Annotated in this window: 18 protein-coding genes; 4 read left to right on the plus strand and 14 right to left on the minus strand. The window is 68.4% G+C overall.

Annotated features, from left to right (window positions below):
• Positions 1 to 17 precede the first annotated feature (17 nt).
• The gene (locus ACWPV3_RS06135) at positions 18 to 2,270 is read left to right on the plus strand and encodes a bifunctional diguanylate cyclase/phosphodiesterase (RefSeq protein WP_453977226.1); all 2,253 of its coding nucleotides are present in this window, start codon (positions 18 to 20) and stop codon (positions 2,268 to 2,270) included.
• A 4-nt stretch (positions 2,271 to 2,274) separates the two neighbouring features.
• Here ACWPV3_RS06135 and ACWPV3_RS06140 read toward each other — a convergent pair whose 3' ends face one another.
• A complete protein-coding gene (locus ACWPV3_RS06140) occupies positions 2,275 to 3,378 on the minus strand; it encodes an NADH:flavin oxidoreductase/NADH oxidase (RefSeq protein WP_453977227.1) in 1,104 nt (367 codons plus the stop codon).
• Positions 3,379 to 3,653: 275 nt separating this feature from the next.
• Between ACWPV3_RS06140 and ACWPV3_RS06145 the strand changes: the two genes are divergently transcribed.
• Positions 3,654 to 4,034, plus strand: coding sequence for a hypothetical protein (locus ACWPV3_RS06145; RefSeq protein ID WP_453977228.1), 381 nt, complete (start codon positions 3,654 to 3,656; stop codon positions 4,032 to 4,034).
• On the opposite strand, the gene ACWPV3_RS06150 is transcribed toward ACWPV3_RS06145, so the two are convergent.
• From ACWPV3_RS06150 to map, 7 genes are all read right to left on the minus strand, one after another.
• Positions 4,015 to 4,455, minus strand: a complete 441-nt coding sequence (locus ACWPV3_RS06150) for an acyl-CoA thioesterase (RefSeq protein ID WP_292182159.1) — start codon at positions 4,453 to 4,455, stop codon at positions 4,015 to 4,017. The genes ACWPV3_RS06145 and ACWPV3_RS06150 overlap by 20 nt on opposite strands.
• On the minus strand, positions 4,455 to 4,805 hold the full coding sequence (gene grxD / locus ACWPV3_RS06155; RefSeq protein WP_292089469.1) for a Grx4 family monothiol glutaredoxin: 351 nt from the start codon (positions 4,803 to 4,805) through the stop codon (positions 4,455 to 4,457). Before grxD ends, ACWPV3_RS06150 begins: the two co-directional genes overlap by 1 nt.
• An 82-nt stretch (positions 4,806 to 4,887) precedes the next feature.
• On the minus strand, positions 4,888 to 5,790 hold the full coding sequence (locus tag ACWPV3_RS06160) for an oxidoreductase (protein WP_453977229.1): 903 nt from the start codon (positions 5,788 to 5,790) through the stop codon (positions 4,888 to 4,890).
• A 3-nt stretch (positions 5,791 to 5,793) separates the two neighbouring features.
• Positions 5,794 to 6,030 (minus strand): BolA family transcriptional regulator, encoded by a 237-nt coding sequence (locus ACWPV3_RS06165; RefSeq protein ID WP_292182153.1) that lies wholly within the window; start codon positions 6,028 to 6,030, stop codon positions 5,794 to 5,796.
• A 97-nt stretch (positions 6,031 to 6,127) separates the two neighbouring features.
• On the minus strand, positions 6,128 to 6,655 hold the full coding sequence (locus tag ACWPV3_RS06170) for a GNAT family N-acetyltransferase (RefSeq protein WP_453977230.1): 528 nt from the start codon (positions 6,653 to 6,655) through the stop codon (positions 6,128 to 6,130).
• Positions 6,652 to 7,404 (minus strand): RadC family protein, encoded by a 753-nt coding sequence (gene radC / locus ACWPV3_RS06175; protein WP_453977231.1) that lies wholly within the window; start codon positions 7,402 to 7,404, stop codon positions 6,652 to 6,654. Before radC ends, ACWPV3_RS06170 begins: the two co-directional genes overlap by 4 nt.
• Positions 7,405 to 7,472: 68 nt before the next feature.
• On the minus strand, positions 7,473 to 8,291 hold the full coding sequence (gene map, locus ACWPV3_RS06180) for a type I methionyl aminopeptidase (RefSeq protein ID WP_453977232.1): 819 nt from the start codon (positions 8,289 to 8,291) through the stop codon (positions 7,473 to 7,475).
• A 320-nt stretch (positions 8,292 to 8,611) separates the two neighbouring features.
• Here map and ACWPV3_RS06185 point away from each other — a divergent pair, with 320 nt between their 5' ends.
• The gene (locus ACWPV3_RS06185; RefSeq protein ID WP_453977233.1) at positions 8,612 to 9,964 is read left to right on the plus strand and encodes an OmpP1/FadL family transporter; all 1,353 of its coding nucleotides are present in this window, start codon (positions 8,612 to 8,614) and stop codon (positions 9,962 to 9,964) included.
• A gap of 96 nt (positions 9,965 to 10,060) precedes the next feature.
• On the opposite strand, the gene ACWPV3_RS06190 is transcribed toward ACWPV3_RS06185, so the two are convergent.
• The 3 genes from ACWPV3_RS06190 to ACWPV3_RS06200 form a co-directional block, all read right to left on the minus strand.
• Positions 10,061 to 11,554 (minus strand): DEAD/DEAH box helicase, encoded by a 1,494-nt coding sequence (locus ACWPV3_RS06190; protein ID WP_453977234.1) that lies wholly within the window; start codon positions 11,552 to 11,554, stop codon positions 10,061 to 10,063.
• A gap of 285 nt (positions 11,555 to 11,839) precedes the next feature.
• Positions 11,840 to 12,727 carry a hypothetical protein gene (locus ACWPV3_RS06195; RefSeq protein ID WP_453977235.1) on the minus strand — a complete coding sequence of 296 codons (888 nt, stop codon included), beginning with the start codon at positions 12,725 to 12,727 and terminating at the stop codon, positions 11,840 to 11,842.
• Positions 12,728 to 12,801: 74 nt separating this feature from the next.
• A complete protein-coding gene (locus ACWPV3_RS06200) occupies positions 12,802 to 13,545 on the minus strand; it encodes a glutaredoxin family protein (protein WP_453977236.1) in 744 nt (247 codons plus the stop codon).
• A gap of 74 nt (positions 13,546 to 13,619) precedes the next feature.
• Between ACWPV3_RS06200 and ACWPV3_RS06205 the strand changes: the two genes are divergently transcribed.
• A complete protein-coding gene (locus tag ACWPV3_RS06205; protein ID WP_292086259.1) occupies positions 13,620 to 14,006 on the plus strand; it encodes a MerR family DNA-binding protein in 387 nt (128 codons plus the stop codon).
• Between the two features lie 19 nt (positions 14,007 to 14,025).
• Here the strand turns inward: ACWPV3_RS06205 and ACWPV3_RS06210 are convergent, their stop codons facing one another.
• From ACWPV3_RS06210 to ACWPV3_RS06220, 3 genes are all read right to left on the minus strand, one after another.
• Positions 14,026 to 15,399, minus strand: a complete 1,374-nt coding sequence (locus ACWPV3_RS06210; RefSeq protein ID WP_453977237.1) for a serine hydrolase — start codon at positions 15,397 to 15,399, stop codon at positions 14,026 to 14,028.
• Positions 15,400 to 15,496: 97 nt separating this feature from the next.
• Positions 15,497 to 16,624 (minus strand): P1 family peptidase, encoded by a 1,128-nt coding sequence (locus ACWPV3_RS06215; protein WP_453977238.1) that lies wholly within the window; start codon positions 16,622 to 16,624, stop codon positions 15,497 to 15,499.
• On the minus strand, positions 16,621 to 18,237 hold the full coding sequence (locus ACWPV3_RS06220; protein WP_453977239.1) for an ABC transporter ATP-binding protein: 1,617 nt from the start codon (positions 18,235 to 18,237) through the stop codon (positions 16,621 to 16,623). The genes ACWPV3_RS06215 and ACWPV3_RS06220 overlap by 4 nt, the downstream gene beginning before the upstream one ends.
• Position 18,238 lies beyond the last annotated feature (1 nt).

The raw sequence follows: 18,238 nt of genomic DNA on the forward strand, positions 1-18,238 counted from the left end.
GACCCGCGTGGACCTTCATGGGGGCGGTCGCCACCGGCGCGACCATCTGGTGCACCCATTTCGTGGCCATGATCGCCTATCAGCCTGGGGTCGAGGTCGCCTATGAGCCGCTGTTGACGGGGCTGTCGCTGGGCGTGGCCATCTTGGGCAGCGCCATCGGGCTGTGGATCGGGGCGCGACGCCCGCGCGCCTCGGCCATGCTGGGCGGCGGAGTGTTCGGTCTGGCGGTGGTCTCCATGCACTATCTGGGCATGGCCGCCTTCGCGGTCGAAGGCGTGATTCACTGGTCGGCGGCCTATGTCGCCGCCTCCGTCGTCGGGGCCGTGCTTCTGGGCGCGTCGGCGTTCGAGGTGACGCGCCGGGCGGGCCGCAACGGCGCCACCTGGCCTGGAGCCCTGCTGATGGTCGGCGGGATCGTGGTGCTGCACTTCACCGGCATGGCGGCCATGACCGTGATCCCTTTCGCGCCCGATGCGGGCCAGGTCACTGGCGATGACGCTCGAATGGTCATGGCTTTCGCCGTCGCTGGCGTCGGCCTGCTGGTTCTTGGCACCGGCTTGTCCAGCCACGCCCTGGACATGCAGTTCCGCGCCCACGCACGGGCGCGGCTGGAACACCTGGTCGAGGGGAGCGTCGATGGCATGGTGGTGGAGCAGGACGGCCGTATCCTGGCCGCCAACGCCGCCTTCGCGGACATGGTGGGTGTGGCGCACGACGCCCTGGTCGGGGAGCGTCTGTCGCGCTGGATCGCCCAACGGGACGCGTTGTTTATCGACACCCTGTCCGTCGGCGCCCTGACACAGGCCGCGCTGGACCTGGGCGACGGCCGTTCCATTCCGGTCGAGATCGCGGTACGTCGCGACGCCCCAGAGGGCGGCCTTCCACTGATGATCTATGCGTTGCGCGACCTGCGCGCGCGCCTGGCCCAGGAACGCCGCATCACCCATCTGGCGCGCAACGACAGCCTGACAGGCCTGCCCAATCGCGCTTCCTTCCTGGAACTGCTGAGCCGCCAGACTTGCGATGCGTCCATCCACGACAGGGTCGCCCTGCTGGCCATCGATCTGGATCGGTTCAAGGAGGTTAACGACATCCATGGTCACGCCGCCGGAGACCAGTTGCTGGTCAAGATCGCCGAGCGAATGAAGGCCTGCCTGAAGCCCGGTGAGTTCATCGCGCGTCTGGGCGGGGACGAATTCGTCGCCGTCATCCCCGTCCAGGCGCGTGGAGATGCGCGCGATCTGGCCGACCGGCTGCGTGCAGCCATCGTCGCCCCTGTGGATCTGGACCACGCCGAGGTTTCGTGCGGCGCCAGCGTCGGCATCGCGCTTTGGCCGGATGACGCCGTGGAGATGTCGGCCCTGATCAACAACGCCGACCTGGCCATGTATCGGGCCAAGGCCTCGCTGACCGACCGTGTCTGTTTCTACGAGGAGGAGATGGACAAGGCCGTGCGCGAACGTCGCCGCATGGTCCAACAACTACGCGAGGCCCTGGATCAGGACCAGTTCAGCCTGGCCTGGCAGGTGCAGGCCGCCGTCGATACCGGCGAAGTGACCGGCTATGAAGTGCTGCTGCGCTGGGTCCAGCCCGACGGGACCTTCGTCTCTCCGGCCGACTTCATTCCTTTGGCCGAGGAGAGCGGCCTGATCCTGCCGATCGGCGAGTGGGTGTTGCGCAAGGCTTGCGCCGAGGCGGCCGGCTGGGCCGAGCCGCACAAGATCGCCGTCAATCTGTCGCCGATCCAGCTGGGTCACGTCGACCTGCCGCGTCTGGTGCATCAAGTGCTGGTGGAGACCGGCCTGTCGCCGTCGCGGCTGGAGCTGGAAATCACGGAAACGGCGATGATCGCCGACCTGGACCGCACGACCCACATCCTGCGCCAGTTGAAATTGCTGGGCGTTTCGGTGGCGATGGACGATTTCGGCACCGGCTATTCATCGCTCTCGACCCTGCGGGCCTTCCCGTTCGACAAGATCAAGCTGGACCGGTCCTTCATGTCCGAACTGGACGGCGGGCCGCAGTCGGCGGCCATCATCCGCGCTGTCCTGGCCCTGGGCGAAAGCCTGGATATCCCGGTCCTGGCCGAGGGGGTCGAGACGTTGGAGCAACTTCACTTCCTGCGCGAGCAGGGCTGCGACGAGGCGCAGGGCTATCTTCTGGGGCGGCCCAAGCCCATCGCCGACAGCCATATTCCCGACGCCGCCCTTGCGTTGTGGACCGAAGGGGAGGCTCCGATCCCGTCCCGCCCCCGTCGCGACGCGGCCTGAGGTCTCAAACGGATCGGCCGTAGCCGGGCCAGGCGCCCTTGCCGGCCCGCTGATATTGCAACGGCAGATCTTCTGACGCGCCCAGGGCGACGGCCGCGTGATGCGGCCAGTTCGGATCGTCCAGCGCCGCGCGGGCGATGGCGACCAGGTCCGCCTGGCCGGACGCCACGATGGCCTCGGCCTGTTGTGGGTCGAAGATCAGGCCCACGGCCATGACCGTCGCCTGGGGCGCGGCGGCCTTCATCGCCTCGGCGAACGCGACCTGATAGCCGGGCTGGTCGCCGGGGATGGCGGCGCGCGGCACGTTGCCGCCGCTGGTCAGGTGCAGATAGTCGTAGCCGATGGCGTGCAGGGCCTGGCCGAAGGCCGTGACCTCGTCCAGCGCCACCCCGCCCTCGACCCAGTCCGAGCCGTTGAAGCGCGCGCCCAGCGCCTTGGTCCGGGGCCAGGCGTCGCGGACGGCCTGGGCGACCCTGAGCGGAAAGCGCGCGCGGTTCTCGGCCGAGCCGCCATAGGCGTCGGTGCGCCGGTTCGACAGGGGCGACAGAAACTCGCACAGCAGATAGCCATGGGCGGCGTGCAGTTCGACGAAGTCGAAGCCGGCTTGATCGGCCCGACGGGCCGCGTCGGCGAAGGCGGCCACGATCCGGTCCATGTCCGCCTCGGTCATGGCCGTGGGCGTGTGCCAGTCGTCGCGGAAGGGCAGGGCGGACGGAGCGTAGGTCTCCCAGGCGCCGTCCTCGGTCGCCAGGGCGCCGCCGCCCTTCCACGGCGCGCTGGTGGAGGCCTTGCGCCCCGCATGGGCCAGTTGCACCCCGATGGGCGTATCCGAATAGGTGCGAATTCCCTTCAGGATGTCGGCGAAGGCGTCGGCCTGCGCGTCGTTCCACAGGCCGACATCGTCCGGCGTGATCCGGCCCGCCGCCTCGACGCCCGTCGCCTCCACGATGACGGCCGCCGCGCCCGAGATCGCCATCTTGCCCAGGTGTTGGGCGTGCCAGGGCTGGGGTACGCCGTCGATCGCCGAATACTGGCACATGGGCGCAATGATCACGCGGTTCCTCAGCGTCAGAGGGCCGATGCTTCGGGGCGAGAACAGCAGGCTCATGGGGGGCGTCCGGAACGGCGGGAGAGATTTCCCAGCTAAGCCGCCTTGGGCCGCGATCAAGACGCACCTTTCCGATTGTTCACCTGCCTTGCTGAAAATTCACGTGCCTGGAACCGGGCGACGCGCGAAGAAAGGGTCAAGCTTCAACTGGGGAACACACCAATGCTTCGTCTCGCTCTCGCCATCGCCATCGCCGCCCCGCTGTTGTCGGGCTGCATCATCGTCTCGACCGAAAAGCCGACCACCCGCGTCGTCACCGCCCCCGCGGGTCAATAATGCGCGCCGTGATAAAGGGGCTGGCCGTCGCGGTCCTGGCGACCCCGCTGCTGTCGGCTTGCGTCATCTATGACAGCGACGCCGGGGAGAAGGTGGCGGTCAACGTCACGCGCAACGACGCGCCCGCAGGCGAGGCGATCCGTCAGGCCCGCTTCATCGACGGCGCCCTTGTCGCGCGGGTCGATTCCAACGGCTGCACCCAGGCGTCGGACTTCGAGGTTCTGGTGTCGGACGGTTCTCCGGTCGAGATCACCCTGCGTCGCACCAAGCCGGATCTGTGCAAGGCGCTGGCGCCCGACGGCGTCGAACTGCGCTGGTCTTATGCGGACCTGGGTCTTGAGCCCGGCACGCCGGCGCGGATCATGAATCCGCTGAAGTAGTCTCGAAAACGGTCAGCATCGCCGGCGGAATACGCTGCGGCCTCAGGGTCGCGGCGTCCACCAGCACCCATTCGGTGACGCCCTGGGCGCAGACGCGGCCCTGGGCGTCCTCGATGCGGACATAGCGGTTGAAGCGCGGGCCGTGCGGCTCGCCGACCCAGGTGCGGGCGACCACGCCCGTCGCGCCGGGCTCTATGCCGCGCAGATAGTCGATCTCGTGCCGGGTCGCGACCCACGACCACCTGGCGCGGTCGTCCTCGGAAAAGCGCGCGTTCCAATGGGCCGTGCCCGCATCCTGCAGCCAGCCGACATAGACGACGTTGTTGACGTGTCCGTTGGCGTCGATGTGTTCCGGCCGGACCTCCAGCGGAAGAACGAAGACCTCGCGGTCCTCGCGCGGCGTCAGGACGGCGCGGGCCATCAGGCCTCGCCCAGCGCGACGCCCTTCTCGGCCATCAGGGCCTGAAGCTCGCCGGCCTGGAACATCTCGCGGATGATGTCCGAGCCGCCGACGAACTCGCCCTTCACATAGAGCTGGGGAATGGTCGGCCAGTCGGTGAAGGTCTTGATGCCTTCGCGCAGGGCTTCGTCCTGCAGCACGTCCACGCCCACGAAGTTGGCGCCGACATGGTCCAGAATCTGCACCGCCAGGGAGGAGAAGCCGCAACGCGGCTGGTCCGGTGTGCCCTTCATGAACAGCACCACGTCGTGCTGGGCGACGGTGTCGCCGATGAAGGCGTGGACGGGGTCGGCGGAAGCGGTGTCGGTCACGGTTCAGAGCCTTTCGTGAAGCCCGTCAGCTAGGGAGACGGGGAGCTCAGGTCAAGGCGCGAGGGCGTGATCCGGGGGGACGTCAGGCCGCGGCGTTGGCGACGACGCGGGCCATTTCGATCTGGGCGGCCAGGCCGGGCGGCATGTCGCGCTCGGGCACGGCGGTCAGGATCGCCAGGCGCTCGGGATCGTCGGCCCGCACGATGACGCTGGAGACCGAAGGGTCGCTGAGCACATAGCCCAGGCAGATGGCCTCGGCCGTCCAGCCCTGGGTGCGATACAGAAAGCCGAAGGCGTCCTTCTGCGGCGTGTCGGGCGGCCGCTTGGCCTTGCCCAGGCCGAACAGACCCTTCTTGAAGATCGGCTCGTCGGGCGCGCGATGGCGCCGGTCGTGGAAATAGTCGTAGGCGAAGACCGCCATGTCCTGTTCGCGCGCCGAACGGATGCGGTTGCGGATGCGCCAGTCGACGTTGATGTCCAGCGGCGTGGCCAGGACGTCGAAGGCGCCGGTGGAGACATAGGCGTCCATCACCTCGCCGCCGCCCGCCACGCCCAGAAGCTTGATGCGGTCGGTCGCCCGCATGGTCTTCAGCGCCTGCAACGACGCCTGTGGCAGTTCGTGCTGGCCGGGTTCCTGCAACAGGGCCAGATCGACCCAGCCCAGGCCGGAGAAATGCAGGGCCCGGTCGATGGCGCCGGTCATGCCCTCGGCCGAAAAGTCGCGATCGGGGCCTCGGCCATAGCCGACGCCCAGCGTCAGGATCACGCACACCAGGGCGCGATCGACATAGGACAGGGCCTCGCCCAGCACCTCGGCGGCGACCGGGTCGGCGGTTTCCAGCCGGAAGGTGTTCACCCCGGCCTCCAGGGCGGAATAGATCAGCTCCAGCCCCGCCTTGCGCCCGCGCGCCAGGGCCGCGTCGCCGAAGCTGAGGGTGATGCTGGAAACGGCGGTGCCGGTCGCGCCGAAGGGACGATAGCGCATGGATCAGCCTCCCGGAGCGGCGGTTTCGAGCGCCAGGGCGTGCAGTTCGCCGCCCATCTGGCCCTTCAGCGCGGCGTAGACCATCTGATGCTGGCGCACGCGCGGCACCCCGGCGAAGGCGGTCGAGACGATGCGCGCGCGATAGTGGTCGCCGTCGCCGGCCAGATCCTCGATCGCGATCTCCGCGTCGGGAAAGGCGTCGGCAAGATGCTGTCGCAGGGTTTCGACGGACATGGGCATGGGGCGGACTCTGAGCGGACTCTGGCCGGATTCGGGGCAGGCGGACGCGGGGCGATATGTTCGCCACACAGCCTGCCGCATAAACCTTAATGGCTGACTACGCCCCGGCCCGAGGCCGTTCGAACAGCTGGACCGCATGATCCTTGTAGGTCGCGGTCGCATAGGCGCGGTATCCGACCCGCGCCGCCAGCTTCAGCGAGGCCAGATTTTCGGGGGCGATCATGCAGACGGTGCGGGGCGCGGCCAGGAGACGGTCGACCCAGTCCAGCACGGTGGTCAGGGCCTCGGCCGCATAGCCCCGCCCTTGGAACGCCGGCGCCATGCCCCAGCCCAGTTCGGGCGCGTCGAACGGCGGGTCCAGATCGCGGCGATAGTCGAACACCCCCACGCTGCCGACATAGTCGCCGCCTTCGCGCAGCCGGACGGTCCAGTTGCCGTAGCCCACGGCGGTCCAGTGACCCAGGTCGCGCAGCAGACGGAACCAGATTTCCTCTTCCGACAGGGCGCGACCCATGATGTGGCGGGTGAAATCCTCGTTCTTCCACAGCGTCGTCAGGTCGGGCAGATCGCCGACGCCGACAGGTCTCAGGACCAGGCGGTCGGTGGTCAGAGGGGCGTGGTTCACATCAGTCCCAATTGCTTGAAGCTGGCCACGCCGTCGCGGCCGACGACCAGATGGTCGTGCACCTCGACGTTAAGCGGACGGCCGGCCTGCACAACCTGTTTCGTCATCTCCACGTCGGCGCGGCTGGGCGTGGGGTCGCCGGACGGATGGTTGTGGACCAGGATCAGGGCGCTGGCCGACAGCTCCAGCGCGCGCCGCACCACCTCGCGCGGATAGACCGGCGCATGATCCACCGTGCCCCGGTTCTGCACCTCGTCCAGGATCAACTGGTTCTTCTTGTCCAGATAAAGCACCCGGAACTGCTCGCGCGGTTCGTGCTGCAGGGCGACGCGCACATAGGCCAGCAGCGCCGTCCACGACGATATCACCGGCCGTTTCGCCGTAGGCTCGCGCGCGATCCGCCGCGTCACGTCGAAGATCAGTTGCAGGTCCAGCGCCACCGCCCGCGTCGCCTTGCCGGCGACATAGCCCATGGACCGCGCGACCTGATCCTCGACCGCCTCATGACTGGCCGCCCCGATGCCCTCCAAGCCGCCGAACCGCGCCAGCAGATCCTTGGCCAGCGGCTTGGTGTCCTTGTAGGGCACGCTGCGGAACAACAGCAACTCCAGCAGCTCATAGTCGGGCAGGGCGCCCAGTCCCCCCTTCGCCGCCCGCTCGCGCAAGCGGTCGCGATGGCCGCTGTGGCGGGGCTTGGACCTGGGCTTTGGCTGGGGCGCTTCGGTCCCAGGCGTCGTGTCGTCGAGCATGACCCCTCCCGCTCGCGCACAACCTGTGCGGAATGCGAGCGGGGATCAAGGGGTTCGGTTCGGAGGGGTCAGTTCGGGCGGAACAGGCCGGCCGGCGACGCGGTGAAGATTTCCAGTCCGTCCTCGGTCACGCCGATGGTGTGTTCGCACTGGGCGGACAGGGACTTGTCGCGGGTCACGGCGGTCCAGCCGTCGGACAGGACCTTAACGTGGGGCTTGCCCAGGTTCACCATAGGCTCGACGGTGAAGAACATCCCGGGCTTCAGCACGGCGCCTTCGCCCTTGCGGCCATAGTGCAGGACGTTGGGGCTGTCGTGGAAGATGCGGCCGATGCCGTGGCCGCAGAAGTCGCGCACCACGCTCATGCGCTGGGCCTCGACGAACTTCTGGATGGCGAAGCCGATGTCGCCGAACGTATTGCCCGGCTTGACCTGTTCCAGGCCCAGATCCAGCGACTGATAGGTCACGTCGATCAGGCGCTTGGCCCGGGCGTTGATCTCGCCCACCGCATACATGCGGCTGGAATCGCCGTGCCAGCCGGCGACGATCACTGTGTGGTCGATGTTGACGATATCGCCGTCCTTCAGAACCTTGTCGCCGGGAATGCCGTGGCAGACGACGTGGTTGATGGAGGTGCAGACCGTCTTCTCATAGCCCTTGTAGCCCAGACAGGCCGGCAGGCCGCCGTGGTCCAGGGTGAACTCGCGGATCAGGTCGTCGATGGCGCCGGTCGTCACGCCCGGCTTCACATGGGCGGCGATCATGTCCAGGGCTTCGGCGACCAGGCGGCCGGCCTTGCGCATGCCCTCGAAATCCTCGGGGGTGTGGATGCGGATGGCGCTGGAGCGGACCAGGACGTCGGTTTCGATTTCGGGCGTTTCGTACATGATTGCGATCTGCGACAGAGACAGGCTCAGATGGCGATCCTAGCACGGATAGGCAAGGCGTTTATGAGGCGGTGAAGATTTCCTTCCCTTGCGGCAAGGCTGGGCGTGCGTTGCGTCGGTTCAAAGAAGGCGGGTCGAACCTGCCGTCGCGTAACCTCGCGCGGGTGTGATCGTGTGCGGCGTCCGGGACACAGTTTCGCCCCGATGAAGTCCGAGGGCGGTCGCGCATGCAACGCTTTCGTGTCGAGCGCGCTGCGGCAAAGTCTCTCCCCGAACACCCGCCGCGCATAACGGCGGGGCAGTAAAATCAGGATTAGGTAATGACCCCCAGGAATCTCGTCCGCTTCGGCGGCGCCGCCCTGACGACCGCCCTTCTGGCCGGCGTCGCCGCCCCGGCCATGGCCGGCTCCTTCTATGTTCAGGAACAATCGACCCGCGGCCAGGGTCGCGCCAACGCCGGCGTCGCCGCCGACAAGGGCGTCCAGTCGCTGTGGTGGAACCCCGCCGCCATCGCCGGCACGTCGCGCGAAGTCTATGTCGGCATGCACGGCCTGATCCTGGATTCCAGCGTCGACGACCGCGGCTCGACCCTGACCTACAACATCCCCGTCACCGGCGTGGGCGTCGTCAGTTCGACCAAGGCGGTCAACGGCGACCCGCACGTCCATGACGTGGTCGAAAGCGGCATCGTGCCGAACTTCGCCGTTTCCATGCCGATCGGCGACCGCTTCAACGTCGGTCTGGCCGTCCAGGCGCCCTACAATTTCACCACCAAATATCTGCCGGACGACTTCGCCCGCTACGACGCCCTGACGTCCGAGCTGCGCTCGGCCAACGTCAGTCTGGTCGGCGCCATGAAGGTCACGGACTGGCTGGACATCGGCGCCGGTTTCGACGCCCAGTACGCCAAGGCGACCCTGTCTTCGGCCCTGCCGAACGTGCCGGTCCCGGCCGTCTTGTCGCCCGCCTATGTCATCTCGCCCTCGACCGATGGCCGCAATCAGCTGGAAGGCGACGGCTGGAACTACGGCTGGAACGCCGGCGCCCAGATGCATTTCGGCAAGCTGGACCTGGGCGTGGCCTACCGCTCGGAAATCAAGCACGAGCTGGACGGCACGGTGAACATCTCGGGCCTGACGGGTCTGCTGGCCGGCGCCAACGTCTCGGCCGACGGCACGGCCAAGTTCACCACCCCCTGGTACGCGACCGTCTCGGCCCGCTACGCCGTCAACGACCGCCTGACCCTGAACGCCCAGGTCAACCAGATCGGCTGGAGCAAGTTCGACGCCATCCGCGTCAACTACGGCGCCAACGGCGCCTCGACCATCGTTCAGGACTATGACGACGTCACCACCGGCGCGGTCGGCTTCGACTACAAGATCGATCCGACCATGACCTTCCGCGCGGGCGTCGGCTACGACCCGACCCCGACCCCGGACGATCACCGCACCGCCCGCATCCCCGACGGCGACCGTTGGCTCTACGCCGCCGGCCTGTCCAAGACCGTGGGTTCGATGACCTTCGACGGCGCCGTGACCTACATCGACATCAGCGACGCCGCGATCAACGACACCCGCGACGTCTATGGCAACGGCCTGGTCGTCTCGAACCTGCGCGGCGAGGCTCAGGGCTCGGGCGTCGGCTTCTCGCTGGGCGCGACCTGGAGCTTCTAAGTCCGTTCAGCCCCGGCTGACATGAGAACGGCGGCGCCCGCAAAGGCGCCGCCGTTCTTCTTTGCCCATAGGGTCTGAAAAGCGAGGTCTCTCAGATCACCCCTTGGCGGCGCCGTAGCCCTTGCCGCCATTCGAAGGGCGGCGACGGGGGCGGCGCTTCATCTCGGCGACCGGACGGGGCTCTTGCTGGCGGGGTTCGCGCGCGGTGGTCTTCTCGCCAGCCATGGGATTGTAGGTCTTCTCGGGGCGCGCCGCCGCCACCTCGCCCCCGGGACGGTTGCGGCGCTGACGATGAGGTTGACCGCCGCCTTCCGGACGCACGCCGTCGCGGTGCGGGTTGCGACGGCCGCGACCACCCCGGCCGCCTTCGTTGCGTTCGCCGCCTTCGCGTTCGGGCAGGGTCGCCTTCTTGGCCACCCCGGCGGCCATAATTGAGGCGTCCAGGGCCGCCAGCTGCCTGTCATTGCGACGGTCGATAGCCGGGATTTTCTGGCGCGTGACTTTTTCGATGTCACGAAGCAGCTTCATCTCGTCGCCGGCGACGAAGCTGACGGCCGTGCCGTCCTTGCCCGCCCGCGCGGTGCGACCGATGCGGTGGACGTAGCTTTCCGGCACATGCGGCAGTTCGAAGTTCACCACGTGCGAGACGCCGTCCACGTCGATGCCGCGCGCGGCGATGTCGGTGGCGACCAGGACGCGCAGCTTGCCCTTCTTGAAGGCTTCCAGGGTGCGTTCACGCTGGGGCTGGGACTTGTTGCCGTGGATGGCGCCGGCCTCGACGCCGCCGGCTTCCAGATAGGCCGCGACCTTGTCGGCGCCGTGCTTGGTCTTGGTGAAGACCAGGCAGCGCTTGTATTCCGGGTCGCTGAACATTTCGGTCAGCAGGGCGCGCTTCTTGCCCTGTTCGATATAGACGACCGACTGGCTGATGCGCTGCACCGTGGTCGATTGCGGCGTGACCTGGACCTTGACCGGGTCCTTCAGCAGTTCGCCCGCCAGCTTGCCGATCTCGGTCGGCATGGTGGCCGAGAAGAACAGGTTCTGACGGCGCGCCGGCATGCGGCTGACGATCTGACGGATCGGCTTGATGAAGCCCAGGTCCAGCATCTGATCGGCCTCGTCCAGGACGAAGATTTCGGTCGAGGACAGGTCCAGGGTCTTCTGCTGGATGTGGTCCAACAGGCGGCCGGGCGCGGCGACCAGGATGTCCAGACCCTGTTGCAGGGCCCGCTCCTGGGCGCCGTATTTCACGCCGCCGAAGATGACCGCGACCCGGAAGCCCAGGTGCGCGCCGTAAGCCTTGAAGCTGTCGCCGATCTGGGTCGCCAGCTCACGCGTGGGGCTCAGGATCAGGGCGCGCGTGGTGCGCGGCACGGGCGGGGTGCGGTTCTCGGCCAGGCGATGCAGGATCGGCAGGGCGAAGGCGGCGGTCTTGCCTGTGCCGGTCTGGGCGATGCCCAGCAAGTCCTTGCCCGCCATGACGTCGGGGATGGCCTTTTCCTGAATCGGGGTCGGCTTGACGTAGCCGGTCGAGGATAGAGCTTGGAGAAGGGCCTTGTTCAGGCCCATGGATTCGAAGGTGGTGCTCATAGCTATGTCTTTCGCGTGCGGCGACGCGCATCGGCCATGGCATGACGCCGTCGGGCCGCGCACCGCCAGTCCCGACGGGGCCTGCGACAGCGGGCCTGCGGGGTGGATCGGGCGCCGCCCCGCGTGTCCGGGCAGCGAATGAATATGATGAGCCGGCGGCTGCTACAGTCAGGTCCGAAAGCGGACCCACACGCGCTGGAGACGCCAGAGATCGCGATTGTGCGATGCAGCGTAGATGCGCCCTCCAGCACGTGAAGTCAAGGTCGGCCCGATCAGGCCGTTTCGTCAGCGCCGGGCGCGGCTTTCCAGCTCGCCGATGCGGCGGTCCAGATAGGCGCTGTCGTCGGCCGAGACGTTGAGGCGCGCATAGGCCGTCTCCAGCCTTTGCAGGTCGCCCAGTTCGACGCGGATGTCGGCCGCTTCGGCGCGGGTGATGCGGCCGGCGCGTTCCGAGGTCGTGACGGTCGTGTCGAGGGCGACCAGACGTTGGCGCGCCGTCATCGCCGGGGTCGTGGCGTTGGGGCTGTCGCCGACGCGCGCGTCCAGGGCGTCCAGGCGGCTGTCCAGATCGGCGCGCTCGCTGGCGCTCAGGACGCCGTCCGCCTGATAGCGGGTCTCCAGCTGGATCACGGCCTGATAGTCGGCCTTCAGTCGCGTGGCCTCCGTGCGGGTCAGGCGACGTGCGGCGACCGCGGCGTCCACCCGGCTTTCGAAGGCGGCGCGACCGGCGGCGGCCCCGCCCGTCTCGCCATAGCCGGTCGCGCCGGAATCCAAGGTCTGGATCAGAGCGTTGTAGCGGCTGTTAAGATCGGTCCGCTCCTGGGCGGTGATCCGACCGTCGGCGGCATAGCGCGCCTCCAGATCGACCAGACCGCTATAGTCGGCGCGCAGACGCGTCGCTGCCGACGCAGACACGGCCCCGGAGCGCACGCTGGAATCGATGCGGCTGGTGAACTGGTTCTGACCGTCGCGTAGCGGGCGCCCGCCCCTCAGCCACGCCTGATCCATCGCCGACAGGCCCAGCCGATCCCCGAACAGGGCGCCGACCAGGGCCCCCAGTTGGTCCTCGGCGCGCGGCGTGGTCTGGGCCGAGGCCGCGCCCGCGCCCACGGTGGCGGGCAAGGCCAGGGCCAGGGCGGCGGCGGCGCAGGTCAGACGGGCAAGGCGGGGCATGGAGGATTCTTTCGGATGTTGATGTTCGCTGGGAAAACGGCGGCGTCGGCGGATGGTTGCGCGGCCCGCGGCGTTCACCCCCAGGCCATCCAGCCCATCCACGCCGCCATGGCGATCATCATAAGGTTCTCGGTCAGGGACAGGAAACCCAGCGGAACATTGCTGTCGCCGCCGACGCAGGCGCACTTCAGCTCGCGCTTCTGGATATAGACGGCCTTGAACACCGACCAGGCGCCGATGACCCCGACGACCAGCGCCGCCGGAACCGACAGCCAGTTCAGCACGCCCGCGATCATCAGCACGCCCGCGCCCAGCTCCACGAACGGATAGACATAGGCATAGGGCAGCCAGCGTTTGGCCAGGACGTCATAACCCAGGAACATGGTGGCGAACCCGTCCAGGTCGCGCAGCTTCAGCATCGCCAGGGCGCACATGGAGAAGGCGATGAACCATTCCGGCGTCCGCATGGTCACAAGGGTTCCGCCCGCGAAGCTGGCGGCGACGGCCATCAGGGCGGTGACGGCGAAGACGACCAGCACCGACGTATAGGTCTTGGCGTTCTTGTCCTTGACCGGCTTGCCCAGGAAACGGCGCAGGTCGTCGTAGCCCCCGATACGCCGCCCGTCGATGAAGATCTGGGGCGTGGTCTTGACGTCGTGCTCGGCCTTGAAGGCGTCCGTCGCCTCTCGCGTCGTCAGCCAGCGGTCGTCGACCACATAGCCTTCGCTTTTCAGCAGGTGGCGCGCACGCAGGCCCCAGGGGCAGACGTGCTTGTCCATCACCATGCGATAGAGAACGGCGGTCTTGGCGGCGGTCATCGGGGCGGTCCTTCGACTTGGCTTTCCAGGGTCGGACCCTATCTGGGGTGCGGACCATGGTACGGAGTCAAGACATGACGAATACGACCATCGCGGGCCTTGCCCGCGCCGGCGGCGTCGGGGTGGAGACGGTGCGCTACTATCAACGGCGCGGGCTGATGCCGAAGCCGGACGGGGCGGGCGGCGTGCGCCGCTACGGCCCCAGCGAAATCCGTCGCCTGCGCTTCATACGCGCGGCCCAGGGCGCGGGTTTCACCCTGGAGCAGATCGGCGAACTGCTGGCCCTGGATGCGGGCCATGACCACGCTCGGGCGCGCGCCCTGGCTCAGGCGCGGATCGCCGACCTTGACCGCCGCATCGCCGAGCTTCAGTCCGCGCGCGCCTCCCTGACGATCCTGGCCGATCGCTGCGCCGGGGCGACACGCGGTCCCTGTCCGATCCTGACGGCGTTCGAAGGCTGATCGCAGGCCGCTTTCGGCCTTAGTCCTTGCGGCCCGGCAGATCGCGGCCGTTCTGGTGCAGAAGCACGCCCGTCACTGCGCCCGCGTCGTCGCGGGTGAAGGTCAGGCGGGCGTCCACCTCCGTCAGGAAGAAGGCGTCCGCGCTCTCGGCGTTCAGGTCCAGGGCCGATTGGCCCGTGGCCTGGACCTTCAGCCGGCCGGCCGACACGAACACCGTCAGGGCGAAGGTCGGCGCCAGGCGATAGACGCCGACATAGGCCTGCATGGCCTCGGGCGACAGGGCGATGGCGCGACGTTCGCTGGCCAGGGTCACAGTCCCGCCGCGCGCCAGCGTCACCAGATCGGCGCCCAGCTTGTCCGGCGCAGAGCCGTTCAGATTGCCCAGGACGACGACGGCGATCCGCGCCTCGGGATCGTAGGCCATATAGGTGTTGAACCCCTCGATGGCGCCGTTGTGCCAGATCAGGGTCGATCCGTCCGGGCGACGGTTCACCACCAGGCCCAGGGCGTAGTCGTTCAGCACCGGCGTCGTCAGGGCCGTCATCGACTGCGCGTTCAGTAGGCGACCGCCGAACAGCCCCTGCTCCCATTTCAGCAGGTCGTGCGGCGTCGAATACAGGGCCCCCGCGCCCTGGGGGATGCTCATGTCCACATAGTCGGCGTTGACCACGCCCTCGGGCGACGGGGCGTAGCCTGAGGCGCGGCGCGGCAGGACCAGATCGTGCCGGTCATAGCCGCTGTCGGCCATGCCCAGGGGCCGGAACAGGCGTTCGGCCACGAAGTCGGCGTAGGTCTGGCCGCTGGCCTTCTCGATCACCGCCGTCAGCAGGATGTAGCCCGAGTTGGAATAGGCGAACCTCTGGCCCGGCTGGAAGTCCAGCGGCCGGCCGCTGAAGCGCGCGATCAGTTCCGCCACGGTGGTCGGCCGCGTCTTCAACGCGCCATAGTCGGGAAAGCGGGTGAAGTCGGGCACGCCGCCGGTGTGGCTCAGCAGCCGGCGCGGCGTCACCGAATCCCACGCGGCGGGCGCGTCCGGCAGCCAGGTCTTGATCGGGGCGTCCAGATCGACCTTGCCCTGTTCGGCCAGCATCAGGACCGCCACGGCCGTGAACTGTTTGGTCAGGGAGCCGAGACGGAACTTGGTGTCGCCGTCGTTGGGCGCGCGCCACTCGCGGTTGGCGAAGCCATAGCCCCGGTCCAGCAGCACCTGCCCGTCCTTGGCGACCAGGACGGAGCCGGAAAAGGCGTCGGCCTCGCTCTGAGCGCGCACCACCTGATCCATGCGCTGGGCGTCCTGCGCGCCTGCGGGCGCGGCGGCGACGAGCCAAAGGCCGAAGGCCGCCACGGCGAAAGATCGGATGAAGTCGGTGGTTCTGGAAAAGACGATTGGCACGGATGATCCCCCGACGCGGTGTTGCGTCATACGAAAAGAGGCCACGAGACGGCTGTTCGGATGCAGCGCAGTCGCCAGTTTTCTGGGGGCGCGAACTCTACAGTTCTCGCCAGGTCTTGCCGGTCACGCCCTGGTAGTTGGTGGCGTGATAGACGCCGCGGGCGACGGCGCGGGCCAGGACGTCGGCGGCGACGTTGCCCAGCTGGGCCACCGCAACCTGGCGCAGGGCCGGACTGTCGATCTGTTTCTTGCCGGTGGACAGGCAGAACAGGGTGTCGCCGTCGAAGGGGGCGTGGCTGGGGCGGATGGCGCGGGCCATGCCGTCCTGGGCCATGATGGCCATGCGCAGGCATTCCACCCGCGTCAGGGCGACATCGGTGGCGATACAGGCGATGGTGGTGTTCTCGCGCGGGCGGGGGCGGAACTTGGACAGGCCCCAATCCTCGGCCGAGGCGTGCAGGCCGGCGGCGCCCAGGCCGCCGAACTCGTCGCCGATCTCATAGGGGGCGGCCCAGAAGGTCTTGCCGCCGGGCGCGACGACCGAGCCGACGCTGTTGACCGCGACGACCGCGCCGACGGTCCAGCCGGATTCCATCACCGCCGAGGCCGAGCCGATCCCGCCCTTCAGCGCCCCGGCTTCGGCGCCATAGCCCGCGCCGGCCGTGCCCAGGTCGAAGCGGTCGCCGGCGGCCTCCAGCGCCTGGACCGACAGGCGGCGATAGGGCGGCTCCATCCCCCATTGCTTGTTCCCGCCGTTGGCCAGGTCGTAGAGGCAGGCGGTCGGGATGATGGGCGAGGGGGGCACGCCCGGCGCCCCGCCCATGCCATAGCCGCGCCCGCGCATCCCCATCCAGGCGGCGACGCTGTCGGCCGAGCCGAGGCCATAGACCGAGCCGCCCGACAGGATGATGGCGTCCACCTCCTGCACCAGGTTCTCGGGACGCAGCACGTCGGTTTCGCGCCCGGCGGGGCCGCCGCCGCGCACGTCCACGGCGGCCGTCGCCGGCTTTTCGGCCAGGATGACGGTGACGCCGGTGCGCACGTCGGCGTCGTGGGCCTGGCCGATCTTGATGCCCTCCACATCGGTGATCAGGTTCAGCGGCCCGGTGCGGCCCGAGGCGGGGGCGGCGGTTTGAGCGGCCGGTTTGGCGCTTGCGGCTCCGGCGCCGGCGGCGGAGGCGGCGGCGCCGATCAGGGCCGAGCCGAGGACGGTTCTGCGGTTCATCCGACTGTTTCCTTTTCCAGAGCGTGATTGCGGACCAGATCCGGCGTCGCCGCCAGAAGTTTCTGCGTATAGGGGTGCGAGGGGGCGGCGAAGACGGCGGCGGTTTCGCCCTGTTCGACGATCTGTCCGGCCTGCATGACCAGCAGGCGATCCGTCACCGTTCGCACCACGCCGAGGTCATGAGTGACGAACAGATAGGACAGGCCCAGGCGATCCGACAGGTCGGCCAGCAGGTCCAGCACCTGGGCGCGGACCGAGACGTCCAGGGCCGAGACCGCTTCGTCCAGACAGATGACAGAAGGTTCGGTGATCAGGGCGCGGGCGATGGCGATGCGCTGGCGCTGGCCGCCCGAGAACTCATGCGGATAACGGTCGGCGGCGCTGCTGTTCAGACCCACGCGCTCCAGCATTTCGTCGATGCGGCGGCGGGCCTCCGAGGGGTCGGGGCGGGCGTCCAGCAGGTGGAAGTTTTCGGCGACCAGATCGCGCACCTTCCAGCGCGGGTCGAAACTGCCGTAGGGGTCCTGGAACACCACCTGGATATCACGGCGTATAGCCTTCAGCGCAGCGCCGCGCGCGGCGGTGATGTCGCGGCCCTTGACCCGGACGCGTCCGGCCTGGGGCGGTTCCAGCGCCAGTATGGCGCGCAGCAGAGTGGATTTGCCGCAACCGCTTTCGCCCACCAGGCCGACGCTTTCGCCCGGCTGGATCGACAGGCTGACGTCGTCGACGGCGCGGAAGGTCTTTGACTTGCCGAACAGGACAGGCGCGCCGCCATACTCGCGGACCAGACCCTGGACCTCCAGCACCGGGGCGGCGGCGGCCTGAGGCCGGCTGCGGCGCACCGGCGCGTGGGTCGCATTGGCCAGCAGGCGTTGCGAGTAGGGATGGGTCATGCCCGTGCGGATGCGGCCGACGGGCGCCGCCTCGACCAGTTCGCCGTCCTTCATCACCGCCAGGCGGTCGCAGGTTTCGGCCACCACGGCCAGGTCGTGGGTGATGAGGATCAGGCCCATGCCGTCCTCGCGCACCAGCCGTTTCAACAGGCCCAGCACCTGGGCCTGGGTGGTGACGTCCAGCGCCGTCGTCGCCTCGTCCGCGATCAGCAGTTTCGGCGTCAGGGCGATGGCGATGGCGATGGCGACGCGCTGCCTCTGACCGCCCGACAGTTCGTGGGGGTAGCGGGACAGGGGGAAGCGGTCGGCGGGCAGGCCGACGCGGTCCAGCACCGAACGGGCCACGGCCACGGCCGCCTTGCGCGACACCTTCCGGTGCAGGCGCACCGTCTCGGCCACCTGATCGCCGATGGTCATTACCGGGTTCAGGGCCGTCATCGGCTCCTGGAAGACGATGCCGACCTCGCGGCCGCGCACCTGCTGCATCAGGGCGTCGGGGGCGTTGGAGATCACCCGGCCGTTCAGGCGGATGTCGCCGGTCATTGTCGCGCGCGGTGGCGTCAGGCCCAGCACGGCCAGGGCCGTCATCGACTTGCCCGAGCCGCTTTCGCCGACCAGACCCAGTATCTCGCCGGGGGCGACGGACAGGGAGACGTCCTTCAGGATCGGGGTCGCGCCGATGGTCAGGGTCAGGTCGCGGATGTCCAGCACGCTCATG

It is taken from the genome of Brevundimonas sp. Marseille-Q4549 (assembly GCF_976940555.1).